General features: G+C 69.5%; 21 protein-coding genes. 8 read left to right on the top strand and 13 right to left on the bottom strand.

What is annotated here, in order from left to right; all coding sequences use genetic code 11:
* Window positions 1–95: 95 nt before the first annotated feature.
* From pyrH to ACTJIL_RS08030, 5 genes are all read right to left on the bottom strand, one after another.
* Complete coding sequence (pyrH, locus tag ACTJIL_RS08050; protein ID WP_440755008.1) at window positions 96–812, bottom strand: UMP kinase; 717 nt, start codon at window positions 810–812, stop codon at window positions 96–98.
* 181 nt (window positions 813–993) lie between these two features.
* On the bottom strand, window positions 994–4587 hold the full coding sequence (gene mfd / locus ACTJIL_RS08045) for a transcription-repair coupling factor (RefSeq protein ID WP_440755007.1): 3594 nt from the start codon (window positions 4585–4587) through the stop codon (window positions 994–996).
* Window positions 4588–4700: 113 nt separating this feature from the next.
* Window positions 4701–4973 carry a DUF4242 domain-containing protein gene (locus ACTJIL_RS08040; protein WP_440755006.1) on the bottom strand — a complete coding sequence of 91 codons (273 nt, stop codon included), beginning with the start codon at window positions 4971–4973 and terminating at the stop codon, window positions 4701–4703.
* 24 nt (window positions 4974–4997) lie between these two features.
* A complete protein-coding gene (locus ACTJIL_RS08035) occupies window positions 4998–6047 on the bottom strand; it encodes a class I SAM-dependent methyltransferase (RefSeq protein WP_440755005.1) in 1050 nt (349 codons plus the stop codon).
* 65 nt (window positions 6048–6112) lie between these two features.
* Window positions 6113–6700 carry an N-acetyltransferase family protein gene (locus ACTJIL_RS08030; RefSeq protein ID WP_440755004.1) on the bottom strand — a complete coding sequence of 196 codons (588 nt, stop codon included), beginning with the start codon at window positions 6698–6700 and terminating at the stop codon, window positions 6113–6115.
* A gap of 127 nt (window positions 6701–6827) precedes the next feature.
* Here ACTJIL_RS08030 and ACTJIL_RS08025 point away from each other — a divergent pair, with 127 nt between their 5' ends.
* A complete protein-coding gene (locus ACTJIL_RS08025; protein WP_440755003.1) occupies window positions 6828–7769 on the top strand; it encodes a cation diffusion facilitator family transporter in 942 nt (313 codons plus the stop codon).
* 117 nt (window positions 7770–7886) lie between these two features.
* Here the strand turns inward: ACTJIL_RS08025 and ACTJIL_RS08020 are convergent, their stop codons facing one another.
* Window positions 7887–8744, bottom strand: coding sequence for a 23S rRNA (adenine(2030)-N(6))-methyltransferase RlmJ (locus tag ACTJIL_RS08020; RefSeq protein ID WP_440755002.1), 858 nt, complete (start codon window positions 8742–8744; stop codon window positions 7887–7889).
* 230 nt (window positions 8745–8974) lie between these two features.
* Here ACTJIL_RS08020 and creB point away from each other — a divergent pair, with 230 nt between their 5' ends.
* The 3 genes from creB (at window position 8975) to creD (ending at window position 12726) form a co-directional block, all read left to right on the top strand.
* Window positions 8975–9667, top strand: coding sequence for a two-component system response regulator CreB (gene creB / locus ACTJIL_RS08015; RefSeq protein WP_440755001.1), 693 nt, complete (start codon window positions 8975–8977; stop codon window positions 9665–9667).
* Window positions 9668–9694: 27 nt separating this feature from the next.
* Window positions 9695–11134, top strand: coding sequence for a two-component system sensor histidine kinase CreC (creC, locus tag ACTJIL_RS08010; RefSeq protein ID WP_440755000.1), 1440 nt, complete (start codon window positions 9695–9697; stop codon window positions 11132–11134).
* A gap of 254 nt (window positions 11135–11388) precedes the next feature.
* On the top strand, window positions 11389–12726 hold the full coding sequence (creD, locus tag ACTJIL_RS08005) for a cell envelope integrity protein CreD (protein ID WP_440754999.1): 1338 nt from the start codon (window positions 11389–11391) through the stop codon (window positions 12724–12726).
* Window positions 12727–12903: 177 nt separating this feature from the next.
* Here the strand turns inward: creD and ACTJIL_RS08000 are convergent, their stop codons facing one another.
* From ACTJIL_RS08000 to ACTJIL_RS07970, 7 genes are all read right to left on the bottom strand, one after another.
* Complete coding sequence (locus tag ACTJIL_RS08000; RefSeq protein WP_440754998.1) at window positions 12904–13455, bottom strand: phosphatase PAP2 family protein; 552 nt, start codon at window positions 13453–13455, stop codon at window positions 12904–12906.
* On the bottom strand, window positions 13433–14578 hold the full coding sequence (locus tag ACTJIL_RS07995) for a glycosyltransferase family 4 protein (protein WP_440754997.1): 1146 nt from the start codon (window positions 14576–14578) through the stop codon (window positions 13433–13435). The genes ACTJIL_RS08000 and ACTJIL_RS07995 overlap by 23 nt, the downstream gene beginning before the upstream one ends.
* A 216-nt stretch (window positions 14579–14794) precedes the next feature.
* Window positions 14795–16345 (bottom strand): exopolyphosphatase, encoded by a 1551-nt coding sequence (gene ppx, locus ACTJIL_RS07990; RefSeq protein ID WP_440754996.1) that lies wholly within the window; start codon window positions 16343–16345, stop codon window positions 14795–14797.
* On the bottom strand, window positions 16342–18435 hold the full coding sequence (gene ppk1 / locus ACTJIL_RS07985; RefSeq protein ID WP_440754995.1) for a polyphosphate kinase 1: 2094 nt from the start codon (window positions 18433–18435) through the stop codon (window positions 16342–16344). The genes ppx and ppk1 overlap by 4 nt, the downstream gene beginning before the upstream one ends.
* Window positions 18432–19781 (bottom strand): phosphate regulon sensor histidine kinase PhoR, encoded by a 1350-nt coding sequence (gene phoR, locus ACTJIL_RS07980; protein WP_440754994.1) that lies wholly within the window; start codon window positions 19779–19781, stop codon window positions 18432–18434. Before phoR ends, ppk1 begins: the two co-directional genes overlap by 4 nt.
* Window positions 19782–20103: 322 nt before the next feature.
* Window positions 20104–20793, bottom strand: a complete 690-nt coding sequence (gene phoB, locus ACTJIL_RS07975) for a phosphate regulon transcriptional regulator PhoB (protein ID WP_440754993.1) — start codon at window positions 20791–20793, stop codon at window positions 20104–20106.
* Between the two features lie 105 nt (window positions 20794–20898).
* On the bottom strand, window positions 20899–22476 hold the full coding sequence (locus ACTJIL_RS07970; RefSeq protein ID WP_440754992.1) for a M48 family metalloprotease: 1578 nt from the start codon (window positions 22474–22476) through the stop codon (window positions 20899–20901).
* 197 nt (window positions 22477–22673) lie between these two features.
* On the opposite strand from ACTJIL_RS07970, the gene grxC reads away from it, so the two are divergent.
* The 4 genes from grxC to ACTJIL_RS07950 all read left to right on the top strand — a co-directional run bounded on the left by grxC (window position 22674) and on the right by ACTJIL_RS07950 (window position 26227).
* Window positions 22674–22952: a glutaredoxin 3 gene (gene grxC / locus ACTJIL_RS07965; RefSeq protein WP_440754991.1), complete on the top strand. Its 279-nt coding sequence runs from the start codon at window positions 22674–22676 to the stop codon at window positions 22950–22952.
* A 62-nt stretch (window positions 22953–23014) separates the two neighbouring features.
* Window positions 23015–23350, top strand: coding sequence for a carboxymuconolactone decarboxylase family protein (locus ACTJIL_RS07960; RefSeq protein ID WP_440755877.1), 336 nt, complete (start codon window positions 23015–23017; stop codon window positions 23348–23350).
* 155 nt (window positions 23351–23505) lie between these two features.
* On the top strand, window positions 23506–24519 hold the full coding sequence (locus ACTJIL_RS07955) for an isocitrate dehydrogenase (protein WP_440754990.1): 1014 nt from the start codon (window positions 23506–23508) through the stop codon (window positions 24517–24519).
* A 382-nt stretch (window positions 24520–24901) separates the two neighbouring features.
* Entirely contained in the window at window positions 24902–26227 is a 1326-nt protein-coding gene (locus tag ACTJIL_RS07950) for a Na+/H+ antiporter NhaC family protein (protein WP_440754989.1), read from the top strand.
* Window positions 26228–26331: the final 104 nt, after the last annotated feature.

The following is a 26331-nucleotide window of genomic DNA, read 5'->3' as shown; positions in this document are numbered from 1 at the left end:
CTCCCCCCCCCCCCCCCCCCCCCCCCCCCCCCCCCCCCCCCCCCCCCCCCCCCCCCCCCCCCCCCCCGCTCCTGCCAGGGCGGATCCCGCGGCGCCTACTTGACCAGCGTCCCGATTTCCTCGCCGCGCAGGATGCGCAACAGCACGCCTGGCTGGCTCATGTCGAAGATGCGCAGCGGCAGGCTGCTGTCGCGGGCCAGGGCGAAGGCGGCGGTATCCATCACGTTGAGGTTGCGGGCGATGACTTCGTCGTAGCCCAGGGTGTCGAAACGCTTGGCGTCCGGGTTCTTCTTCGGGTCCGAGTCGTAGACGCCGTCGACCTTGGTGGCCTTGAGCAGCAGGTCGGCGCCGATCTCGATCGCGCGCAGCGCGGCGCCCGAATCGGTGGTGAAGAACGGGTTGCCGGTGCCGGCGGCGAAGATCGCGATGCGGCCTTTTTCCAGATGGCGGATGGCGCGGCGGCGGATGTAGTCCTCGCACACGTCGTTGATCTTGATTGCGCTCATCACCCGCACCCGCGCGCCGAGCTTTTCCAGCGCGTCCTGCATCGCCAGCGCGTTGATCACGGTGGCCAGCATGCCCATCTGGTCGCCGGTGACCCGGTCCATGCCGCCGGCCGCCAGGCCCGCGCCGCGGAAGATGTTGCCGCCGCCGATCACCACCCCGATTTCTGCACCCGCCTGCTGCGCCTCGATCACCTCGCGCGCGAGCCGGCCGATCACTTTCGGGTCGATGCCGTAATCCTCGTCGCCCATCAGGGCCTCGCCGGACAGTTTGAGCAGGATGCGGCGATAGGCGAGGGGTGGCGACATTGGGGGCTCCGGGCGGGCAAACGCGGCAATTCTAGCTGATGGGCCGGGATTGGTGATTCGGAATTCGGGAGTCGAATGCAGGAGCGGCGGCGGCCGCGAGCTTTTGATCTTGCCCTTCCCTGCCTTCGCGGGGGAGGAGCTGAAAGCTCGCGGCTTCCGCCGCTCCTACAGGAATCGGGGTTTACGCAGCCCGATCCGGCCGCAGAGCGGTCAACAACCCGCGCGCAGCGCTGAAACGGGTGGCGGCGTCGGGCAGGTCGAGAGTGATGCGCAGCTTGTCCGGGCCGTCCATGCGGTAATGCTTCGGCTGGCCCTGGATCAGGCGGATCACCGACATCGGGTCGACATCCGGCTTCTCGACGAACTGCAGGCGTCCGCCCTTGGGGCCGAGGTCGAGCTTGCGGATGCCCAGCGCGTCGGCTTGCAGCTTCAGTTCGGCGCTGGCGAACAGGTGCTTCACCGGGTCGGGCAGCAGGCCGAAGCGGTCGATCATCTCCACCTGCAGCTCGCGCAGGTCCTCGGCGCTGCGTGCCGAGCTGATGCGCTTGTACAGCGTCAGGCGCGCGTGCACGTCGGGCAGGTAGTCGTCGGGGATCAGCGCCGGCACGTTCATCAGCACCTCGGCGCCGTGTGCATGCGCGCCGTCGACGTCCGGCAGTTCGCCGCGCTTGATGCTGCGCACCGCGCGCTCGAGCAGTTCGGTGTAGAGGCTGAAGCCGACCTCCGCCATCTGCCCGCTCTGGTCCTCGCCGAGCAATTCGCCGGCGCCGCGGATCTCGAGGTCGTGGGTGGCCAGGGTGAAACCGGCGCCCAGTTCGTCCATCGCCGCGATCGCATCGAGGCGCTTGCGTGCATCGCTGGTGATCGAGCGCTTGTCCGGGACCACCAGGTACGCATAGGCGCGGTGGTGCGAGCGCCCGACGCGCCCGCGCAGCTGGTGCAGCTGGGCGAGGCCAAACTTGTCGGCGCGGTTGATGATGATGGTGTTGGCATTGGGGATGTCGATGCCCGACTCGATGATCGTCGAGCACAGCAGCACGTTGAAGCGCTGCTTGTGGAAGTCGAGCATCACCCGCTCCAGTTCGCGCTCGGGCATCTGGCCATGGGCGATACCGATGCGCGCCTCCGGCACCAGCTCCTGCAGCTCGCGCTGCATGCGGCCGATGCTCTCGACGTCGTTGTGCAGGAAGTACACCTGGCCGCCGCGCGCCAGTTCGCGCTCGAAGGCCTCGCGCAGCTGCGCGTCGTCCCACGGCACCACGAACGTCTGCACCGCGAGGCGATGCGCGGGCGGGGTGGCGATGATGGCCAGGTCGCGCAGGCCGGCCATCGCCATGTTGAGCGTGCGCGGGATCGGTGTTGCGGTCAGCGTGAGCAGGTGCACGTTCGCACGCAGCGCCTTCAGCGCCTCCTTCTGGCGCACGCCGAAGCGCTGCTCCTCGTCGACGATCACCAGCCCCAGGTCCTTGAACTTCACGTCCGGCTGCAGCAGGCGGTGGGTGCCGACGATGACGTCGATCTTGCCTTCGGCCAGCTTCTCCAGTTCGGCCTTGATCTCCTTGGTGCTCTTGAAGCGCGACAGCACCTCGACCCGGATCGGCCAGTCGGCGAAACGGTCGGCCATGGTGCGGTAGTGCTGCTCGGCCAGCAGCGTGGTCGGCACCAGCACCGCGACCTGCCTGCCGGCGGTGGCGGCGACGAATGCGGCGCGCACCGCGACCTCGGTCTTGCCGAAGCCGACGTCGCCGCAGACCACGCGGTCCATCGGCTGCGAGCTGGCCAGGTCGCGGATCACCGCCTCGATCGCGCTGTGCTGGTCGGGCGTTTCCTCGAACGGGAACGCGGCCGCGAACGGCTCGTACATCGCCCGGTCGACATCGACCGCCAGGCCTGCGCGCGCCTGGCGCTTGGCCTGGATCTCGAGCAGTTCGGCGGCGACGTCGCGGACTTTCTCCGCCGCCTTCTTCCTGGCCTTGGTCCACTGCTCGCCGCCGAGCGAATGCAGTGGCGCGGTCTCGGCCGAAGCGCCGGAATAGCGGCTGACCAGGTGCAGCTGCGCGACCGGTACGTACAGGCGATCGCCCTTGGCGTACTCGATCTCGAGGTACTCGCCGGGCTGGCCGCCGGCCGCGAGCGTGACCAGGCCGCGGTAGCGGCCGACGCCGTGGTCCTCGTGGACGATCGGCGCGCCTTCGGACAGCTCGCCGAGGTCGCGGATGATCGCCTCGGGCTCGCGCCCGACGCGCCTGCGGCGGCGCGGCTGCGAGGCGCGCTCGGGAAACAGCTGGCGCTCGGTGAGGATGGCGAACGGGATGCCGCCTGCAGCCTCGGCATCGAGCGCGAAGCCGTCGTCGAGCGGCGCGACGGCTATGTGCGCGTTATCCATCCGCTGCGCGGACGGATCAACTGCCGCCGTTGGAGCAACGCTGCCGCGACGCTCAACGCCGGCAATGAAGTCCTGGAACGAAACCAGCACCTCCGGTCGAATATCGGCGGCCTGCAACACCTCCAGCAACGCTTCGCGGCGGCCGGCGGTGTCCGCGGCAATCAGCACCTGGCCGGGGTAGCTGCCCAAGAACGACTTCAATGCCGCCGCTGGCTGCGCATCCTTCACCACCAGCGGCAGTTCCGGTGCCGGCTGGTCGCCCAGCGCCGCGGCCTGCGCGTGGCGCGAGTGCTGCGGGCCGCAGACTTCGATGCGCGCGCCGGCGTTGAGCCGTTCGCGCAGGGCGTCGGGTGGCAGGTAGAGCTCGGCGGGTGGCAGCAGCGGGCGCTCGATGTCGTGGCGACGCTGCTCGTAGCGTTCCCCGGTCTGCTTCCAGAACTGGTCCGCCGCTTCCTGCACGCCTTCGCCCAGCATCGGCAGCGCGCCGGCGCCGAGGTAGTCGAACAGCGTCGCGGTGGAGCCCTGCGGCTCGGGGCTGCGCAGGCCTGCGCGCGGGGCCTCGAAGAACAGCGGCAGGTAGTACTCGATGCCCGCCGGCGCGTGGCCGGACTTCAGGTCCTGGAACAGCGAACTGCGGCGGGTGTCGACATCGAAGCGTTCGCGCAGCGCGTCCATCGCGCGCGCGGTCGCGGCCTCGTCCAGCGGCACCTCGCGGCCCGGCAGCAGCTGCACCGCCTCGACCTTGTCCAGCGAGCGCTGCGTCTCCGGGTCGAAGCCGCGCATGGTGTCGATGACGTCGTCGAACAGCTCGACCCGGAACGGCATGTCCGCGCCCATCGGGTAGACGTCGAGCAGCGCGCCGCGTACCGCGAAATCGCCCGGATCGAAGACCTGCGGCACGTTGCGATAGCCGGCCGATTCCAGGCGGCGCTTCTCGGCGTCCAGGTCCAGCTTTTGGCCCACGCGCATGTCGAACGTGTTTCCGATCACGTACGACAGCGGCGCCAGCCGCTGCATCAGCGTCTGCACCGGGACGATCACGATCGCCCGCTTGAGCGCGGGCAGCCGGTGCAGCGTGGCCAGCCGCTGCGAGACGATTTCCGGATGCGGGCTGAAGCGGTCGTAGGGCAGGGTTTCCCAGTCGGGGAAGTTCAGTACCGGCAGCGTCGCGTCGCCGCCCAGCAGCGTGCGCAGGTCGGATTCGAGCTGGTGCGCGGCCTGGTTGTCGCGGGCGATCGCCAGCAGCGGGCCGTCGTGGGCACGCGCGGCGCCGGCGATCGACCACGCCAGCGCGCTGGCGCTGGCCGGCGCGCGCCACCAGGCGCGCTGCTGGCCCGCCATCGGCAGCGGTGGAGGAGGGAAAGAGGGGGATTTCGGGGTCTGGGGCATCTGTGCACGCAACAACGAAAGCGCCGGACGCGATGCGCCCGGCGCAGGAATGCACATTTTAGCCGCTTGCGGCGTCCACCCGGCCGCGAAGCGGGATCAGCGCCCGGTGGCAGTCATTCGGCGGTGACCGGATCGATCACCGAAGCGACCTCGGAGATGCGGTTGGCCGGGAAGCCGCCCTGTTTCGCGTGCTCGCGGATCATGTCCTCGTCCGGCGCGATGTAGACGCAGTACACCTTGTCGCCGGTGACGTAGCTCTGCACCCACTGGATCTGCGGGCCCAGGTTCTCCAGCACGCTGCAGGATTTCTGCGAGATCGCCTTGAGTTCGGCCGGCGGGAGACTGCCGGCGCCGGGGATTTCACGTTCGATGACATAACGGGGCATGCGGATTCTCCAGTGGGCCATGCTTCAGGGGCGTGCTTCGAGCACGAGGTTGAACGGCGTTTCGGTGGCGCGCCGGAAGCGGCTGAATCCCGCCTCGCGCATGACCGCGCCGAGCCGGGCCTCGCCGGCCTGGGCGCCGAGCGCGGGGCCGTGGCGGGCCAGCGAGACCGGCACGCAGATCTGGGCCGAGGCACCGTAGTACAGGCGCCCGACCGGATTGAGGTTGCTGGCCACCGTATCGCCGGCGAACGGCTCCACCAGCATGCACGTGCCGTCGGGTTTGAGCGCCTGGCAGGCGTGGCGGGCCGCGCCGACCGGATCGGCCATGTCGTGGAGGCAGTCGAAGAAGGCGATCAGGTCGAAGTCGCGGTCGATGTAGCCGCCGGCATCGGCGACCTCGAAGCGGGCGTTGTCGATGCCGGCTTCGCCTGCGTGGCGGCGCGCGACTTCGATCGAAGGGCCGTGGTAGTCATAGCCGAGGAACGTCGATGCGGGAAAGGCCCGCGCCATCAGCAGCGTGCTGGCGCCGTGTCCGCAGCCCACGTCGGCGACCTTGCCACCGGCCCGGAGCCGGTCGACCACGCCGTCGAGCGCCGGCAGCCATTCGCCGAGCAGGTGGGCGTTGTAGCCGGCGCGGAAGAAGCGCTCGGTGCCGTGGAACAGACAGGGATGGTGTTCGCCCCATTCCATCCCGGCGCCGCTGCGGAAGTCCTCCCGGGTGCGCCCCATCGCATGGAACACCGCTTCGACGATGCTGTAGGCGCCCGGGACGTCGACCGGGCTGTCCGGGTCGGCCATGCACAGGGCCTGCTCGGGATTGAGCGAGTAGCGGTCCGTGTCGGCGTCGTAGTCGACGTAACCGCCGGCGGCCTGGTTGCCCAGCCATTCGCGCACGTAACGTTCGCTGGTGTCGGTGGCGGCGGCGAGTTCGGCGGCGTTCATCGCCCCGCGGGCCAGCGCCTTGTACAGGCCGAGCTGGTCGCCGATCAGCACCAGGGTGGCGCTGATGGCGCCGCCCATGTCGGACAGGGCGCGTCCGAGGAACGCATTGAGGCGGGCTTCGTCGATGGGCATGGGGCACTCCGGGAAGGTGGGGTCCTTCCCTGGACGTGCGGCACACCCTGCCGCTGGCCCCTGCCTTATGGAGTCGAACGCGGCCTGTCGCCGCCGACGGCCTGCCGCTCGTCGGCCGGCGCCAGGTCGAGCGTCACCCGCACCAGCCCGGGGGTTTCCGAGCTCTCGCGGCGGAATCCCAGGGACTTGAGCAGCGACAGCATCGGCTGGTTGCTCTCCAGCACGTCGCCATACAGGCAATCGAGCTTCTTGCCCTTGGCCCAGCGCACCAGCCGGCGCATCAGGTGCCGGCCCAGGCCCATGCCGGCGACGTAGCGGCTGACCAGGATGGCGAATTCCGCATCGCGCGTGCCGGGCGTGATCGATGCACGCGCAACCGCGCCGACCAGCGCCTCGCCCGGGGGCAGCGGTTCGGCGGCGACCAGGGCGAATTCGGTCCTGGGCTGCGGCTGGGTCAGGCGCTGGACCGTTTCCGGGCTCAGTTCCTTCACCACGTGCAGGAAGCGCTGGCGCACTTCCTCTGGCTGCAGCAGCGCGAACGACGCGCGCAGGGGCTCGGCGTCGTCGGCACGGATCGGACGGATCAGGATCTCGCGGCCATTGGCCAGGCGGATCCGCTCATGCCACGGGGGGAGGCGGTTGCGGGTGCTCATGGGGGAAAGGTCGCATCCATGGTGTTAAAGAAACCTAGATGCCGTGAAGAGGGGGTGTTGGGTGCCCGCGTTGCGCATCCGGTGGCGAGCCTTCAACATCGCCGTTCCCACGCAATGGATTGATCCGATGGCCGGCAGCGGCGATTCCACCCGCGCGATCTTCTTCGCGCTCGGCGCCAATTTCGCGATCGCCTGCGCCAAGGGCGTGGCCGCGTTTTTCACCGGTTCCAGCGCGATGCTGGCCGAAACCGTGCATTCGCTGGCCGATTGCGGCAACCAGCTGCTGCTGTTGCTGGGCATGAAGCAGTCCCGGCGGCCGCCATCGCCCGATTACCCGCTGGGCTACGGCAAGGCGATCTACTTCTGGTCGTTCCTGGTGGCGGTGATGCTGTTCACCGTCGGCGGCATGTTCTCGCTGTACGAGGGCATCCACAAACTGCAGCAGCCCGAGCCGCTGCGGCAGTGGTGGTGGGCGGCGGGCGTACTGGTGTTCGGCATCGTCGCCGAGGGGTTCTCGATGCGCGCCTGCCTGCAGGAAGTGAACAAGGCGCGCGGCGACCGCAGCCTGTGGCAGTGGTTCCGCGGCAGCCGCCAGGCCGAACTGGTGGTGATCTTCGGCGAGGACCTCGCCGCGCTGCTGGGCCTGGTGTTCGCGCTGGGCGCGGTTCTGCTGGCCGTGGCCACCGGCAATCCGGTCTGGGATGCCGTCGGCACGATCGCCATCGGTGCGTTGCTGATCGTGGTGGCGGTGTTCGTGGCGATCGAGGTCAAGGCGATGCTGATCGGGCAGGGCGTGCACCCGGAGCGACAGGCGCAGATGCGGACTTACCTGGAAGCGCGTCCGGAGATCGCGCGCGTGTTCAACCTGATCACGCTGCAGCTGGGCAACGAGGTGATGGTATCGGTGAAGGCGCAGATGCGCGAGACGGAGGATGCCGGCGCGCTGCTGGCGCAGATCAACCTCGTCGAGCAGGCGATGCAGGCGGAGTTCCCCGAAGTGCGCTGGAGCTTCTTCGAGCCGGACATTGCCGACGACGACGTGCATGCGCGCGCCGTGCCGGCGACCTGAGCCGGCACGCAGATTTGCTCTTGCAGGAGCGGCTCCAGCCGCGATCTTTTGCAGGCCGGGTTGGTTGGGCGAAGAACTCGCGGCCGAAGCCGCTCCTGCAAACAAGACGATTCCGGCCTACGCCGGTGCACGCAGCCATTCGAGGCGGGTCGAGGCGCCGGTTTCGCCCAGGGCGTCCTGCAGCGCACGCAGTGCCGGCTGCAGCACGGCATCCAGCTGCCACGGGGCGTTGAGCAGCAGCAGGCCGCTGCCGTTCATGCGCAGCGGCGAATCGTCGGGACGCACCAGCAGTTCGGCCACCAGTGCGGATTTCGCCTGCAGGCGTGCGGCCTTGCGCAGGAACGGCTGCAGCGCCCGGCGCAGCTTGACCGGGTACCACAGCGCGTAGGTCGCCTGCGGCCAGCGCGCCAGCGCTTCCTTCAGCGCGGCCAAGACGGTGTCGAACTCGTTGAGTTGGGCTTCGTAGGGTGGATCGATCAGCACCAGGCCGCGGCCGTAGCGGACGTCGCCATGCTTCGGCGGCAGCAGCGCGCGGATCGCCGCGTAGCCGTCGCGCTCGTGCACCACGACGCGGTCGTCACCTGCGAAGTTCGCGCGCAGCGCAGCCGCCTCGACCGGCTGCAGCTCGCAGCAGGCGATCCGGTCGGATGCGCGCAGTGCGTGCGCCAGCAGCCACGGCGAGCCGGGGTAGGCGTCGTGCCCGTGGATGGCGCGGCAGGCCTCCACCGCGGCGAGATAGCGCGTGATCGCCGGCGCGCGCGGACGCTCGACCAATAGCCGGCCGATGCCGTCATCGGCCTCGCCGGTGCGCTGGGCCGACGCCGACCTGAGCCGGTACAGCCCGCGGCCGGCGTGGGTGTCGAGCGCGAAGCAGGGCGACGGCTTGGCGACCAGCGCGTCGCAGACCGCCAGCAGCACGACGTGCTTGAGGACATCGGCATGGTTGCCGGCGTGGAAGGCGTGGCGGTAATTCAATGTGAGGCCGTAATCGGGGAATTGGGAGGCATGACCCGGGAGCGTAGCGTGTCGGCGGAGCTGGAGGGGCCTCCCGGACCGTCATTCCGGACGCAGTGGAGACTCCGTCCCGCGGAGACGGGGTGTCTCGCTGCGCTCGAAATGGCAGTTTCCTCTCCCGCGCGAGTCGATTGCGCCGGCCGCCCGTATATCCTGATCTCCGGCCACGACCCCAGCCCTCGAGCCTGCAGATGCCCTCGATCCTCCTCGTCGAAGACGAAACCGCCATCGCCGACACCGTGCTCTACGCGCTGCGGGGAGAGGGCTTCGACGCCCGGCACTGCCTGACCGGGCAGGACGCGCTGCGGGCCGCGCGCGAAGGGCATCACGACCTGGCGATCCTCGACGTCGGCCTGCCGGACATCGGTGGTTTCGCGCTGTGTCGCGAACTGCGGCGCGAGCGCGACTTGCCGGTGATCTTCCTCACCGCGCGCGATGCCGAGGCCGATCGCGTGCTCGGACTGGAACTGGGCGCCGACGACTACGTGGTCAAGCCGTTTTCGCCGCGCGAGCTGGTGGCGCGGGTGCGCGCGCTGCTGCGGCGCGTGCACGCGGCCGCCGAACACGCGCAGGCGCCGGCGCTTTCCGCCGGCGCGTTCGAGCACGATGCCGAAGGCATGCGCATCCGCTACCACGGCCACGCGCTGGACCTGACCCGCTACGAGTACGGCCTGCTCGCCGCACTGCTTGCGCGCCCCGGCGCGGTGCTGTCGCGGGCGCAGCTGATGGACCGGGTATGGGGCGATGCGCTGGAAAGCGGCGACCGCACCGTCGACACCCACGTCAAGACCCTGCGCGCGAAGCTGCGCGCGCTGGCGCCGGATGCCGATCCGATCCACACCCACCGCGGCCTGGGCTATTCGCTCGAAACGGCGGAGCGCTGACGGCGTGGCGAGCCGGCGTGCCCACGCATGAAGATCGGCCTGCGCATCCTGCTGGGGTACTTCGTCATCGTGGCGCTGGCCGCGTGGCTGCTGGGCAACGTGTTCGTGCAGCAGGTCAAGCCGGGCGTGCGCCAGGCGATGGAAGACACCCTGGCCGACACCGCCAACGTGCTCGCGGAACTGGCCACCGACGATGTCCTCGCCGGCCGCATCGACAACGGGCAGTTCGCGCGGCGCGTGCGCGGGCTGGCCGGTCGCGACATCGACGCGCGGATCTGGGGTTTCCGCAAGCAGTCGGCCGACTATCGCGTGTATGTCACCGATGCGCGCGGCATCGTCGTGTTCGACTCCACCGGACGCGACGTGGGCCGCGACTATTCGCGCTGGAACGACGTCTACCTGACACTGCGCGGGGAGTACGGCGCGCGTTCCACCCGCAGCGACCCCGCCGACGAGAATTCCACGGTGATGCACGTCGCCGCGCCGATCCGCGATGCCGACGGCCGCATCGCCGGCGTACTGACCGTGGCCAAGCCGAACCAGGCGATCGCGCCGTTCATCGAGCGCAGCCAGCAGGCGGTGCTGCGCTGGGGCCTGGTGCTGCTGGGCACGGCGCTGCTGGTCGGCGTGCTGGCAGCATGGTGGTTGTCGCGCCAGGTCGGGCGGCTGCAGCGCTACGCGCAGGCGGTGACCGCGGGCGAACGCGTCGAGGTGCCGCGTGCCGCCGGCGAGTTCGGCGACCTCGGCCGCGCGCTGGAAACCATGCGCGACCGGCTCGAAGGCAAGCAATACGTCGAACAGTACGTGCACGCGCTCACGCACGAGCTCAAGAGCCCGCTGTCGGCGATCCGCGGCAGCGCCGAACTGCTCGAATCGCCGCTGCCCGAGGCCGACCGCGCGCGCTTCGTTGCCACCATCCGCGCGCAGGGCGAGCGGATGGCGCAGATGATCGACAAGCTGCTGGCGCTGGCCGCGGTCGAGCACCGCCAGCGCATCGAACAGCCCGAACCGGTGGCGCTGGCCGTGCTGCTCGACGAGGCCGTGGCGCAGGTGGAGACCGAAGCTGACGCCGCGGGGGTATCGCTGGTCCGCGATGATGTCGATGCGGCCGCCGTGGTCGAAGGCGATCCGTTCCTGCTGCGGCAGGCGATCGCCAACCTGCTCGACAACGCCATCGACTTCGCGCCGCGCGGCAGTGCGATCGAGGTCGCGCTGCAGCGACAGGGCGACATGCTGCGGGTCAGCGTTGCCGATCGCGGCCCCGGCGTGCCGGACTACGCCATCGGCCGCGTGTTCGAGCGCTTCTACTCGCTGCCGCGCCCGGCAGGCGGCAGCCGCAGCAGCGGCCTGGGCCTGTGCTTCGTCGCCCAGGTCGCCGGCTTGCACGACGGTCACGCCACGCTGGCCAACCGCGAAGGCGGCGGTACCGTCGCCACGCTGGACCTGCCGATCGCCACGGCCTCGTAGGAGCGGCTTCCGCCGCGAGCTCTCGCTCCCTCCCCTGCGAAGGCAGGGGAGGGTTGGGGAGGGGTCTCTTCAGCAGCACCGTGAGCCCCCCTCCCAGCCTCCCCCTGTCTTCGCAGGGAGACGGGCAAGGTCAAAGCTCGCGGCTTCCGCCGCTCCTGCAAAGGCAGCGCTTCACCGCCACTTCACCGCCGCGCCATCCTCCCGCCGCGCGTCGCGCCCATCGTCCCCACCTCACCACAACGAGGGGAAGCACGATGCGACTGGGCTTGAAGATCCTGATGGTGCTGGGCTTGACCCTGGCCATCCTGGTGCCACTGACGATGATCCGCGGCGTCATCCACGAACGCGAGGGCTATCGCGCACAGGCGGTGGCCAACGTGGCACGCAGCATCGCCGGGCGGCAGTCGTTCGCCGGACCGGTGCTGGTGGTGCCGTACCGCGAGCAGGTCGACGTGGTCGAGCGCGACAAATACGGGGTTGAGCAGACCGTGCAGCGAATCGAGGAACGGCAGTGGGTGTTCTTCCCGAAGACCCTGGACATCGGCGGCACGCTCAAGCCGGAGACCCGGCGCAGCGGGCTGTACCCGGTGCGCGTATATGCCTGGCACGGACATGCGCAGGCAGGCTTCGACGTGCGCATCCCGGACGATGCCGACCCCGCGCGTGCGCGCAGCATCGGCCAGCCACGGCTGGGCTATGCCATCGGCGACGTGCGCGGCCTGCGCGGCAAGCCGCGGCTGCGGGTGGATGGCCGCGACCTGCAGGTGCTGCAGGGGCTGGACGAGCAGGGCGGCGGTGGCGTGCATGCGCGGCTGCCGGTGCCGCGCGCGGGCCAGCAACTGAAAGTGCGGAGCCGCTTCGACTTCACCCTCGCCGGCACCGAGGCGCTGGACGTGGTGCCGCTGGGCGACAGCAACCACGTCGTGCTCGACTCGTCGTGGCCGCACCCGAGTTCGGTGGGCACCTTGTCGCCGGGCACGCTGGACGTGAGCAGCGACGGTTTCCGTGCGCAATGGGAGCTGCCGGCGCTGGCGGCCAACACCCAGGCCCTGTACCTGCGCGGGATGAAGCGTGGCGGCAAGGGGTTGTCGGAGCCGGGCGCGCTGGCCGGCATCGACAGCATCAGCCTGGCCCTGATCGATCCGGTCGACGTCTATACCAAGGCTGACCGCGCCACCAAGTACGGCCTGCTGTTCGTGGCGCTGACCTTCGTCGGCTTTTTCATGTTCGAACTGATCAAGCAGCTGCGGATCCACCCGATCCAGTACGGCCTCGTTGGCCTGGCGCTGGCGATCTTCTTCCTGCTGCTGGTCAGCCTGTCCGAGCACATCGAGTTCGGCTGGGCGTATCTCGCGGCGAGCGTGGCATGCATCGGGCTGCTCGGCTTCTATCTCAGCGCGGTGCTGCACAGCGTGCTGCGCGGGCTCGGTTTCGCGACGATGCTGGCCACGCTGTACGCGGCGCTTTACGGGCTGCTGGTGTCCGAGGACAACGCGCTGGTGCTCGGCGCAGGCCTGTTGTTCGTGATCCTGGCTGCAATCATGGTGCTGACGCGCAAGGTGGACTGGTACCGGATTTCGGCCACGAACTGAGGCCATCGTCCGATGTCATGCGGGTGCGGCGAGGGCAGGACGCCTCGCCGCACCCGCGATGACGGCCAATCGTGCCGACAGAACCTGTAGGAGCGGCTTCAGCCGCGAGCTTGTCGTACAAGCCGCATGGCTTCGAAGGTCAAGAGCTCGCGGCTGAAGCCGCTCCTACAAGACAACTCAGGGGAACAGGCTCACGCCGGGGACCAGCCACAGCGACACGCCCGCCAGTGCGCAGCCGATCGCGGTGGCCGCCAGCACGTCGCTGGGGTAGTGCAGGCCGAGCACGACGCGCGAAGCGGCGACGCTGGCGGCGAACGGCAGCAGCAGCCACGCCAGCGGCGGATAGTGCGCCACGGCCACCAGGCTGAAGGCCACCGCGTGCAGCGTGTGCCCGGACGGGAAGCTGAACTCGTCCAGCGGCGCGACCCAGGCGCGGATGCGCCCGTCGGCGGCGAATGGCCGCGGCCGCCGCGTCCAGCGCTTGAGCCGCTTGTACATCAGCAGCGCGACGGCGCCTGTCGCAGCCATGTGCAGCGAAGCCAGCAGTCCGGCGTAGCCGTCGAACGCCACCAGCATCGCCATCAACGCATACCAGAACACGCCGTCGCCGAGCCGGCTGACGACGGCGAACGCCTGTCGCACGCCGGTCCGTGCGCCGATCCGGTTCGCGCGCAGGCACCAGCCGGCGTCGCTGGCGAGCATGCGGTTACGCGGCGGCGAGGCGTGCATGCGGTTTGCTCCGTGCAAGTCCGGCGAGGATGTCGTCGAATGCGGCAGCCACGTCTTCGGGACGCAGGCGGGACACCGCCTCGCGCGCGGCGGCGCCCATGACGAAGCGCAGGTCGGCATCGCTGCCGATGTGGCGGGTCGCGGCGATGAACCCATTCTCGTCGCCCGGGGCGATCGCCGCGCCGTGCGAGCCGTCGCGCAGGTGTTCGTGGGTGGCGCCGTAATCGAACGCGACGGTCGGCACGCCGCTGGCCATGGCCTCCAGGGTGACGTTGCCGAAGGTCTCCGACAGGCTCGGGAACAGGAACAGGTCGCCGCTGGCGAAGTGCCGCGCCAGCGCCTCGCCGCGCTGCACGCCGCAGAAGACGAAATCCGGGTGTTCGCGCTGCAACTGCGCACGCGCGGGCCCATCGCCCACCCAGATGAAGCGCGCGTCCGGGCGAAGCCGCTGCAATTCGCGGAAGGCCCGCACCGCCAGCGCGAGGTTCTTCTCCGCGGCGATGCGGCCGACGTGGATGGCCACCGGCGCGTCTGCGGTCACGCCCCAGGATTGCCGCAGGGCCGGATCGCGGAATGCCGGCTGGAACTGGCGCGTATCGACGGCGCGCGGCAGCAGCACCACGTTGTCGAAGCCGCTGCCCTGCAGGAAACCGCGCAGCTCGCGCGTCGGCACCAGGGTGGCGTCGGCGAGGTTGTGGAAGTGGCGCATCCAGCGCAGCGCGACCGGCTGCAGGAACGCCATGCCGTAGTCGCGCATGTAGCGGTCGAAGCGGGTGTGGAAGCCGGTGGCGGCTGGGATGCCCAGGCGCCGCGCGGCGCGCAGCGCGGACCAGCCGAGCGGGCCCTCGGTGGCGACGTAGATCGTGTCGGGACGGGACTCGCGCCAGAACCGCTGCAGCTGCGCGGTTGCCGGCAGGCCGAACTTCAATCCCGGATAGCGTGGCAGGCCGGCGCCGCGCACCAGCGTCTCACCGGCTTCGGCGGCCTGCGCCGGCGACTGCCTGGGCCGCACGCGCGACACGTCATGGCCGCGCGCCCGCAGCCCCTGCTCCAGGGCCTGCACCGTCAGCGCGACCCCGTTGACCTCGGGTGGCCAGGTTTCGGTGACGATCGCATGACGCATCGATGGCCTGACTGGAGGCGGTGGATGCGGGCATGGTCGCGACAGGCGATGAAGCGCGTATTGCAGTGCGGTGGCGGTTTGGTGACAGGCAGCCTGCCTGTCGCGCCATGATTGAAGTCACGTCCCCTGTTGTGTCATTCCGAGCGCAGCGAGGGATCTTTCCCGCCGTGCAGGAAGATCCCTCGCTGCGCTCGGGATGACAGCGAGGAGACAGTGCTAAAGCAGGTCGAACGCCAGCGCGATGTCCAGCGGTGCGATCTGCGCCGGTTCGCCGGCGAGGTCGGCGCGCAGCAGCGGGCGCGGTTCGAGCCAGCTGCGGGCCAGTGCGATCGCCAGCGAACGGCCTTCGGCCGCAGCGTCCAGGCGCGGGATCTCGCGCGCGTCGTAGCCGCGGTGCAGCAGCACGGCGATGCGCAGCAGCGCGGCGCTGCGCCGGGCCGGCGCCAGCAGGCGTTCGGGCAGGGCGTTGAATGCCGATTTCGGAATCTTGCGCCGATGCGTACGCACCAGCGCGGCGATGAACTGCTGCTCCTGGCGCGAGAAACCGGCGATATCCGAATTCTCCAGCACGTAGGCGCCGTGCACGTGGTACTGGCTGTGGGCGATGGCCAGGCCCAGTTCGTGCAGGCGCGCGGCCCAGCCGAGCATCAGCCGGTCGTCGGGACCGAACTGCCACGCCGCGGCGACCTGGTCGAACAGGTGCAGCGCAGTGGTTTCCACGCGCAGTGCCTGGTCGGTGTCGATGCCGTAGCGCAGCATCAGCGCCGCGACCGATGCGTCGCGCGGGTCCTCGTCGCGGTTCCGGCCGAGCATGTCGTGCAGCACGCCTTCGCGCAGCGCCGCCTTGCTCACCGCCATGCGCTGCAGGCCCAGCGCGGCGAATGCGGCTTCCAGCACCAGCACGCCGCCGGCGATGATCGGCCGCCGTTCGTCCGACAGGCCGGGCAGGTCGATGGCGTCGATGTGGCCGGCACGCAGCAGCCGCTCGCGGACCTGCGGCAGCGCTTCGGCGGTGACCGAGCCCTTGGTGAGGTCCATTGCCGCGCAGATATCGCCGATCGCCTTGTTGGTGCCCGACGAGCCCAGCACCTCCTGCCAGCCCAGTGCGCGGTAGGTGCCGGCGAACTGCTGGAATTCGGCGGTGACCTCGACCAGCGCGTCGTTCCACTTCTTGCGCGTGAGCTTGCCGCTTTCGAAGAAGCGGCGGGTACTGGCGACGCAGCCCACCTGCAGGCTCTCGCGCTCGATGGCGTCGAAACCCGAGCCGATGATGCATTCGGTGGAGCCGCCGCCGATGTCGATCACCAGCCGCAGGTGCCCGTTCTTCGGCGGCTGCGCATGGGCAACGCCGAGATAGACCAGGCGCGCTTCCTCGCGGCCGGCGATGACCTCGATGACGTGGCCGAGTGCGGTTTCCGCGGGGACCAGGAACGCCTGCGGCTGCGACAGCGCGCGCACCGTGTTGGTGGCCACCGCGCGCACGTGCTGCCTGGGGATGTCGCGGATGCGCTGGCCGAAGCGCGACAGGCATTCGAGCGCGCGCTGCCGGACCTCGAGCGTCAGCCCGCCCTTGCCGTCCAGGCCTTCGGCCAGGCGCACGGTTTCGCGCAGGCGGTCGACGATGCGCAGCTGTCCCAGCGTGTAGCGCGCCACCACCATGTGGAAGCTGTTGGAGCCCAGGTCGATGGCGGCGAGCATGTCGCCGTCGCGCAGCGGCTCGGCGGTGGTGGGGACGAAGGCCGGGAGGGTGGCGGTGGTCGGGCTCATGCGCAGATCTTCGCCAGCAGCGCGGCCTGCGCGGAATGCGGCATGTCGCCGTCGCGCGGTTCGACCTTGCGGTAGTCGCCGTCGGCCTGCAGTTCCCAGGCGTTGAGGTTGTCGGCCAGGTAGTTGTGGAGCACCTCATCCTGGATGCGCGCGGCGAGCGCCGGGTCGAGGATCGGGAAGCCGGTTTCCACCCGCCGCAGCAGGTTGCGCTCGAGCCAGTCGGCGCTGGTGCAGAACAGGTCCGGGTCGCCGTCGTTGCCGAACCAGTAGACGCGGCTGTGTTCAAGGAAGCGGCCGACGATCGAACGCACGCGGATGTTCTCCGAGACGCCCGGTACGCCGGGACGCAGGGTGCAGGCGCCGCGCACGACCAGGTCGATCTGCACGCCGTCGCGCGACGCCGCATACAGCGCCCGCATCACCTGCGGCTCGTTGAGGGCGTTCATCTTGGCGATGATGCGGCCGGTACGGCCGGCACGCGCATGCATGGCCTCGCGCTCGATCCGCGCCAGCACGCCGGCGTGCAGGGTGAACGGAGACTGCAGCAGGCGTTCGAGCCGGATCGCCGGCGCCAGCCCGGATAGCTGCTGGAAGATCAGGTGCACGTCGTTGCCGATCGCCGGATCCGCGGTGATCAGCCCCAGGTCGGTGTACGCGCGCGCGGTGCCGGCGTGGTAGTTGCCGGTGCCCAGGTGCACGTAGCGGCGCAGCTTGCGGCCCTCGCGGCGCACCACCAGCAGCATCTTGGCGTGGGTCTTGAAGCCGACCACGCCGTAGACGACCTGCACCCCGGCCTCCTGCAGGCGGTCGGCGAACGCGAGGTTGGCTTCCTCGTCGAAGCGCGCGCGCAGTTCGACCACCGCGGTGACGTCCTTGCCGTTGCGCGCCGCCTGCACCAGGTGCTCGATGATCGCCGAGTCCTTGGCGGTGCGGTACAGGGTCTGCTTGATCGCCAACACGTTCGGGTCCTCGGCGGCCTGGCGGATCAGCTCCAGCACCGGCGTGAACGCGTCGAACGGGTGGTGCAGCAGCACGTCGCCGGCGGCCACGCGTTCGAACATCGCGTCGCTTTCGGCCAGCTGCCGCGGCACGAAGGCCGGGTATTTCAGGTCCGGGCGGTCGACCTGGTCGTAGATCTGGATGATGCGGTTGAGGTTGACCGCGCCGTGGATGCGGTAGACCGCGTTGGCCGGCAGCTCGAAGTTCTCCAGCAGCGTCTGCACGATCGGCTTGGGGCAATTGGCCGCGATTTCCAGCCGCATCGCCCGCAGGTAGCCGCGGCCGATCAGTTCGTCGCGCAGCGCGAGGGCCAGGTTCTCGACCTCGTCCTCGTCGACGATCAGCTCGGAGTTGCGGGTGACGCGGAACTGGTAGGCGCCTTTGACCTCCATCCCCGGGAACATCTCGGCGACGAATTCGGACAGCACCGAGGACAGGAACACGAAGTCGTACTCGCCGCCGGACACCTTCTGCGGCATCTGGATGATGCGCGGCAGCGAGCGCGGCGCGCGCACGATGGCGAGATGACCGGTGCGCCCGAACGCGTCCTTGCCCTTGAGCACCACGACGATGTTGAGCGACTTGTTGAGGATCTTCGGGAACGGGTGCGCCGGATCCAGGCCGAGCGGCGACAGCACCGGCATGATCTCCTCGCGGAAGTAGGCGCGCAGCCATCGCGTCTGGCGCGCGTTCCACGATTCGCGGCCGAGCACGCGCACGCCGCTGGCCGACAGCGCCGGGCGCAGTTCGTCGCTCCAGCAGCGGTACTGCGCGTCGACCAGTTCCGCGGCGCGGTCATGGATGCGGCGCAGCAACGTCGCCGGCGACATGCCGTCGGCGGCGACCGGCACCGCGAAATCCTGCGCATGGCGCACGGTGGCGGCGCGGATCTCGAAGAATTCGTCGAGGTTGGTGCAGGAGATGCACAGGAAGCGCAGGCGCTCGAGCAGCGGCACCGACTCGTCCTGCGCCTGGGCCAGCACGCGGAAGTTGAAGTCCAGCTGCGACAGTTCGCGGTTGAAGTACAGCGACGGGTCGCGCAGCGGATCGTTGTCGGCCGGGGTTTCCACGACGGGGACGGGAGGATTCATGGGCCGGTCACGGAAGTCGGGAAGGGGGTGGAGGCGAGGGCGCGATCGCGCGGGTGCACGCGTTCGGGGCCGAAACGGCAGGTGAAGATGCTGCCGCGACCGACTTCGCTCTGGATTTCCAGCCGCGCCTGGTGCAGTTGCAGGATGTGCTTGACGATCGCCAGGCCCAGCCCGGTCCCGCCCGATTCTCGCGAGCGGCTGGTGGAGACGCGGTAGAAGCGTTCGGTGATGCGCGGCAGGTGCGCGGCGGGGATGCCGTAGCCGCTGTCGCGCACCGACAGCTCGGCGCCCCCGTCGGCGGTGCGGGCGAACGCGATGGCGATGCTGCCACCGGCCGGCGTGTAGCGCACCGCATTGCCGACCAGGTTGGAAAACGCACTGTGCAGCTCGCGCGTCGAACCCAGCAGGTCGATGCCGGCGCTGTCTTCGACGCTGATGTCGTGGCGGCGCTGGCTGAGTGCCTCGGCCTCGCGCCGCAGCGTCACCAGCATCGAATCCATGGCGACTTCCTCGTCGACCACGCTGTCCTGGGCTTCCAGCCGCGACAACGTCAGCAGGTCCTCGACCAGCTGGGTCATGCGCTGCGACTGATGGCGCATCTCTTCCAGGATCGGCGCCCATTCGGGCTGCTCGCCCGGGTCGAGCATGTCGAGGTAGCCGTGCACCACCGTCAACGGCGTGCGCAGTTCGTGCGAGACGTTGGCCACGAAGTCGCGGCGCATCTGCTCCAGCCGCATCATCTTGCTCACGTCGCGCGCGACCAGCAGCCAAAGTTCATCGGAATACGGGATCAGGCGCAGGCTCAGGCGCAGCGACGGGTCGACCGGCGAGGCGGCGTCGGTCATCGGTTCGGCGTGGCGGCCGGCGGCCAGCCAGCGCGATATCGGCAATGGCTGCAGGCGATCGCCCAGCCCGGCGTCGACGTCGTCGGGGTAATGCAGGCCCAGCAGCCGGGTCGCGGCGTCGTTGAACCAGCGCACCCGCTGGCTGTTGCGTTCGATCACCACCACCGCATCGGGCAGCGCGGCGGCGGCGGCGCTGTAGGCGCGCAGCATGTCCACCAGGCGCCGCTTGCGCCCGCGCATTTCCTCCTGGGTGCGGTACAGCAGCCGGTCGAGCTCGTTCCACACGCCATCGCCGCCGGAGGGTTCGACGCGCTGGCGCGCGGTCAGCCGCAGCAGCACGTCGCGCAGTTTCCAGTAGTGCCAGGCGACCACGCCAAGCGCGGCGATCGCGAGCAGCGGCCAGGGATGTCCGACCAGCAGCCCGACCAGCAACGCCGCGACCAGCACCAGCGTGAGCTGGCCGAGCGTCTTGGTCCAGGCGGAGCGGGTGCTGGGAGGCATCGGGCCGGAAGTCGGGAGCAGGTGTGGGGAATAGTAATGGGCAGGGCGACCGCAGGCTTGCGAGGTGTCTTCCTTGCTTGTCGTTCCCGTGGCTTTCAACAGACGGATGCCCGGTAACGCGGGAGTGCTTGCCAACGGTGCCGATCGGTCAACCCGGTGTTCCGGTGTCCGAACGCCGGCAGCGGCAAAGTCGCCGGATTCACGTTTCTCCGGAGGGTTCTCCAGCGGGAATTGCGGGAATGACGGCAACCAATGCGTTTTCGACTCCGGCTCGGGCTCTGACTCGGACTCCGATGCTTCGGCCCTCACATTCCGCGGCCCGTCACGTCGACGCCGAGAATCGATACCCCGCGCCGCGCACTGTCTGCACCATGTTGTCGAGCGCCGACGGTTCCAGCGTCTTGCGCAGGCGCCGGATGTGGACGTCGACGGTCCGCTCCTCGACGTAGACGTTGCCGCCCCAGACGTGGTCGAGCAGCTGGGTGCGGGTGTAGACGCGCTCGGGATGGGTCATGAAGAAGTGCAGCAGGCGGTATTCGGTGGGGCCGATCTGGACCGGTTCGCCGTGCGCGAACACGCGATGCGCGGTGCCGTCGATGCGCAGTTCGCCGACGCTGACGCTGCCGTCCTCGTCGTCGTCGCGCGAGCGCCGCATCACCGCGCGGATGCGCGCCAGCAGTTCGCGCGCCGAGAACGGCTTGACCACGTAATCGTCGACACCGGCCTCCAGGCCGCCGACGCGATCGTTTTCCTCGCCGCGCGCGGTGAGCATGATGATCGGGATTTCGCGGGTCAGGTCGTCGCGGCGCCAGCGGCGCGCCAGCTCGATGCCGCTGGTGCCCGGGAGCATCCAGTCGAGCAGGATCAGGTCCGGGACGCGGTCGGCAATCGATTCCTGCGCCTCGCGTGCGTCGCCGGCGTGCGCCGGTTCGTATTCGCCCTTGCGCAGGGCAAAGGCGACCATCTCGCGGATGGCGGGTTCGTCGTCGACGATCAGGATGCGTTTTTGCATGGCGTGGCGCGTCTGCCGTTCCGTGGGTTTTCCGGTGCGGCCAGTAGACTACGTTTTTGTGACAGGTACGTGACAGTCGTTGGCGGCGGCCGCCAGCGACCGCTGTCAGCGACGATCGAGGTCCGGGTCGCGAACGCCCTGGCGCCGCAGTTCCAGCACCGCTGGCGTGATCGCGGCGATGCGCGCGTCGATGCGGGCGCGGGCGTAATAGTCCAGGTCGCTGCGCTTCTTCAGGTTGTTGAGCTGGACCAGGGCCCGTTCCGGGCGACCGTTGAGGTACGCGGCCTCGGCCCAGGCCTCGCCGGCGCGGATCGGGTCGCCGGCGATCTCGTTCACCCGCGCGAAGGTGCTCTGGAACAGCGGGTCGTCGCCGGCGCCGGCCAGCAGCGGCCGCAGCACATCCTGCGCACGCTTGCCCGCGGCGGCGTTGTTGCGTTCGGCCAGCACCCCGGCGTAGGTCAGCGCGACCGCGCGGTTGCGCGGCATCCGCGCCAGCATGTCCTCGAAGACCGCGTCGGCAGCGGCCGGATTGCCGGCCCGGGCCTGGGCCTGGCCCATCGCCAGCAGCAGCCAGGTGTCGCCCGGGTACTGGTCCAGCAGCGGTTCCAGTTCCTTCACCGCATCGTCGCCGTGGCCGGCGAGCAGGTGTGCGTAGGCCAGGCCGTAGCGCTGCGCGGCGCTGAGCTTGCCGGCGCGGCGCATGCGCCCGTATTCGTTGACCGCCGCCGTGGGCGTGTTGGCACTGAGCACTCGCAGGCGCTCGCGTACCCAGCCGAACTGCACGCTGTCGCTGCCCGACGGTGCGGTGCTGATCTGCAGCGAGGAAGGCAGCAGCGGGTTGTCGCTGACGGTGAAGGCCGGCGTGAAGCGGGTGTCTCCGTTCTCCATCTTCGCGGCGCGCTGCTTGGCTTCGGCGATGCGGGTGGTGTTGACCGGGTGGCTGCGCAGGTAATCGGGCGTGCGGTCCTTCTCGCCGCCCTGGTTGCTGCGCTCCAGCGCCTGCATGCGCTCGAACATCTGCGCCATCGCGAGGGGGTCGTAGCCGCTGCGGGCCATGGTGCGGATGCCGATCCGGTCGGCTTCCGACTCGTTGCTGCGGGTGTAGTTGATCTGGCGCTGCGCGGCGATGCCCTGGGCGCTGGCCATGGCGGCCATGGCCGCATCGCCCGACGAACTGCTGCCGGACTGCGCAATCGCGATCGCGCCCAGCATCGCCAGCAGGATCGGCACGCTGTCGCGTTGCGCGCGCTCGACGCTGCGCAGCACGTGCGACTGGGTGACGTGCGCGATCTCGTGGCCGAGCACGCCGGCGACTTCGTCCTCGGTGTCGGCCACCAGCACGAGACCCGCGTTGACGCCGACGTAGCCGCCCACGGTGGCGAACGCGTTGACCTGGCGGTCCCTCATCATGAAAAAGGTGAAGTCCTGCTTCGGGTCGTCGCTGGCGGCCGCGAGCCGGTTGCCGAGCCCGCGCAGCCAGGTGTCGATCAGCGGGTCCTCGAGGATGTAGTCGTAGTTGCGCAGCTGGCTCAGCATCATCTGGCCATAGGCCTTCTGGTCGGCGGGGCTGAGCACGGTGCCGGCGGAGGAACCGATGTCCGGCAGGCGTGCGCCCTCCTGCGCGGGCGCGCACACGCTGGCGACTGCGAACATCAGGGCGGCAACGGCGACAGGTAGGCGCATGGGGTCTCTTCGGTGGAGAACGGTCGGCGGAGCACGAGGGACAGCGTGCAGGATGGCGAGGGGCGCGTCGAGCCGCGTGAATCCGCGGTTAACCCGGCACGCGCGATCATTCAGCGTTCCATGCGCGGAGGTTGCAGGTTGGCATCCGGGCCGCATCATTCGACCATGTCCCGCCCGCCGAGTTTCAGGAGCCCGCCTTGAATGCCCCGTCCGACCCGCAGATCACCCTCTACACCAGCGCCGTCTGCGGCTACTGCATGGCCGCGAAGAACTTCCTCAAGAGCCGCGGCCTGGGCTGGAACGAAGTGCGGATCGACACCGATCCGGCCGAGCGCGAAAAAATGGTCGCGCTCGCCCGCCGCACCAGCGTGCCGCAGATCTTCATCGGCGACACCCACGTGGGCGGCTATGACGACCTGATGGCGCTGCACCGCGCCGGCAAGCTCGAGCCGTTGCTGGCGGGAGAAACCCCGTGAGTGGCGCTGAAGGAAAGGGCGAGGGCGACCGCATCGCCGAGTTCACCGAATTCCGCCAGCGCATGAACGACCGCATCCTGGCCGAGCCCAACCAGGTGGTGCGCCGTTTCTTCGCGCTCGACACCCAGGCCTACCAGGCCGGCGCGCTCGACGTGAAAACCAAGGAACTGCTGGGCCTGGTGGCCTCGCTGGTGCTGCGTTGCGACGACTGCATCAGCTACCACGTGGCCCAGTGCCGCGATGCCGGGGTCAACCGCGACGAGATGTTCGAGGCGTTCTCCGTGGGGCTGGTGGTCGGTGGGAGCATCGTGATCCCGCACCTGCGCCGGGCGGTGGATTTCCTGGATCGGCTGGAGCAGGGCGGGGCCACCGCACCGGACGCGCACGACCACGGCTGAGCCGCGCCGCAACGTGACGGCGGGGGCTGCTACGACGTTCGTATGAACGCGCGCACGGGCGGGCTTGCGCGCCATCCGGCATAATAAGCGGCTGTTTTTCGCCTCCGACGCCCGGCACCCCCGCCCCGGCGTCCTTCTGCATGGACCCCATACGCATGTCCCACACGATTACCGTCATCCGCGGCGATGGCATCGGCCCGGAAATCATGGACGCCACCCTGCACGTGCTCGACGCCATGGGCCTCGGGCTCGTGTATGAACCCGCCGACGCCGGGATGGCCGCGCTCGACAAGCATGGCGAGCTGCTGCCGCAGGCGACCATGGACTCGATCCGCAAGAACAAGGTCGCGCTCAAGAGCCCGCTGACCACGCCGGTCGGCGAGGGCTTCTCCTCGATCAACGTCGAGTTGCGCAAGCGCTTCGACCTGTACGCCAACGTGCGCCCGGCGATCTCCTTCCCGAACACCAAGTCGCGCTTCCCCAGCGGCGTGGACCTGATCACCGTGCGCGAGAACACCGAGGGCGCGTACAGCGCCGAAGGCCAGGAAGTGTCGGCCGACGGCGACACCGCGACCTCGATCACCCGCACCACCCGCAAGGGCTCCGAGCGCATCGTCCGCTACGCCTTCGACCTCGCGCGCCGTACCGGCCGCAAGAAGGTCACGGTGGTGCACAAGGCCAACATCCTGAAGTCGACCTCGGGCCTGTTCCTGAAGGTCGCGCGCGAAGTGGCGGCGCAGTATCCGGAGATCGAGTGCAACGAGCTGATCGTCGACAACACCTGCATGCAGCTGGTGATGCGGCCGGAGCAGTTCGACATCATCGTCACCACCAACCTGTTCGGCGACATCATCTCCGACCTGTGCGCCGGCCTCGTCGGCGGCCTCGGCCTGGCCCCGGGCGCCAACATCGGCACCGACGTTGCGGTGTTCGAGGCGGTGCATGGCTCGGCCCCCGACATCGCCGGCAAGGGCGTCGCCAACCCCTGCGCGCTGCTGCTGGGTGCGGCGCAGATGCTCGACCACTTGGGCATGCCGGAGCAGGCCACGAAGCTGCGCGCGGCCATCGTCGCCACGCTGGAGGCGAAGGATTCGCTGACGCCGGACCTGGGCGGCACCGGCACCACGATGTCGTTCGCCAAGGCGATCGCCAGCCGCGCGGCTGCCTGATCCAGGCTGCATGGGTTCCTCGACGGGGCGCTTCGGCGCCCCGTTCCGTTTCCGGGGCCTTCCTGATCAGTGTCCCTGCCGGTCTTTCCATTCGAAGAGGGGCGAGGGGATTTGCTCTCGCCGTAACGTCGGAAAGTCCCTGGATCCCCGCCTTCGCGGGGGATGACGACAGTGGTCCGCAACTCTGAACGCCTGAAAACAAGCGCGCCGGGGATGACTGACCAGTTCCGGCTCGAAAGGGCGCACCGCGCCTTCATTGGCTGCCGGCATCCGTAAAACCACGGATTCGCCCCGTTGCTGGAACGCCGCTTTTCCATTTCCGGCCGTGGACAGCGTCGGTGCTGCGCCGCACAATCGCCAATCCCTTTATCCGGATAAAGCGATGAAAGCACGCCCGAGCCCCATCGCTCTGACCCCGCTGCTGCTGTTCCTGGCGCTGTTCTTCGGCGCCGGCATCTGGTTCACGCTGCAGGGCGAAGCCATGGGCTTCTACCAGCTGCGCGCACCGGTGGCGATCCTGCCGGCGCTGGCGCTCGCCGCGTGGCTGGCGCACCGGCGCGGCATCAAGGCGCTCGACACGTTGCTGGCGGGGATGGGCGACAGCAACGTCGTGATGATGTGCCTGATCTTCCTGCTCGCGGGCGCGTTCGCGATGGTCTCCAAGGCGATCGGTGCGGTCGATGCCGTGGTCGCGCTGGGACTGGGCGCGCTGCCGCCGGCACTGATCTTGCCGGGGCTGTTCGTGGTGGCCGGTTTCGTGTCGCTGTCGATCGGCACCTCGATGGGCACGATCGCGGCGACGGTGCCCATCGCGCTTGGCGTTGCCGATGCCGCCGGGCTGGATCGCGCGCTGGTCGTGGGCGCGGTGATCGGCGGCGCGATGTTCGGTGACAACCTGTCGGTGATCTCCGACACCACCATCGCCGCCACCCGCAGCCAAGGCTGCGAGATGCGCGACAAGTTCCGCGAGAACTTCAAGATCGCGCTGCCTGCCGCGCTTGCGACGGCCGTGCTGCTCGGCTTCCTTGGCGACGCGGCGCCGGTCGAGGCGTCCGACGCGGCCTCGAAGTGGCTGGTGGTGCCGTACCTGGCGGTGCTGGTGCTGGCGCTGAGCGGACTCAACGTGATCGTGGTGCTGGGGATCGGCATCGCGCTGGCCGGCGCGTTCGGTTTCTTGCTGTCGCCCGGCTACGACTGGCAGGCCTTCGCCGGCGACATCTACGGCGGCTACGAAAGCATGGTCGAGATCACCCTGCTGTCGCTGTTGATCGGCGGCCTTGCGGCGTTGGCCAAGGCGAGCGGCGGCCTGCAGTGGCTGGCCGATGCGATCGCCCGCTTCGCGCGGGGACACACGGGGCGACGGACGGGAGAATTCAGCATCGCTGCGCTCGCGGCGCTGGGCGATGCCTTCACCGCCAACAACACCGTGGCCATCCTGGTCGGCGGCGGGGTGGCGAAGGACATCGCGCAGCGCCACGGCATCACGCCGAAGCGTTCGGCCAGCCTGCTCGACATCTTTGCCTGCGTGGTCCAGGGCGTGCTGCCCTACGGCGCGCAGATCCTGCTGGCCGGCTCGCTGGCCGCGGTGTCGCCGCTGGCGCTGGCCGGCAAGGTGTACTACTGCTGGATCCTGGCTGCGGTGGCGATCGGCTTCATGCTCTGGCCCGCGCGCAGCAGGTCGACTGTTACGTTGCCCGATGCCGTTTAGGCCGGGCGAGCGCGCTTGTGCGCTAGTGCTCTTGCAGGAGCGGCTTCAGCCGCGAGCTTTGTTGGGCGCGATGCGTCCTGCGAAAGCTCGCGGCTGAAGCCGCT

Source organism: Luteimonas sp. 22616 (genome assembly GCF_052044325.1).
GTDB lineage: Bacteria > Pseudomonadota > Gammaproteobacteria > Xanthomonadales > Xanthomonadaceae > Luteimonas.
Note: the sequence above shows the minus strand (reverse complement) of the source record. Positions and strands in the feature narration are given on the sequence as shown.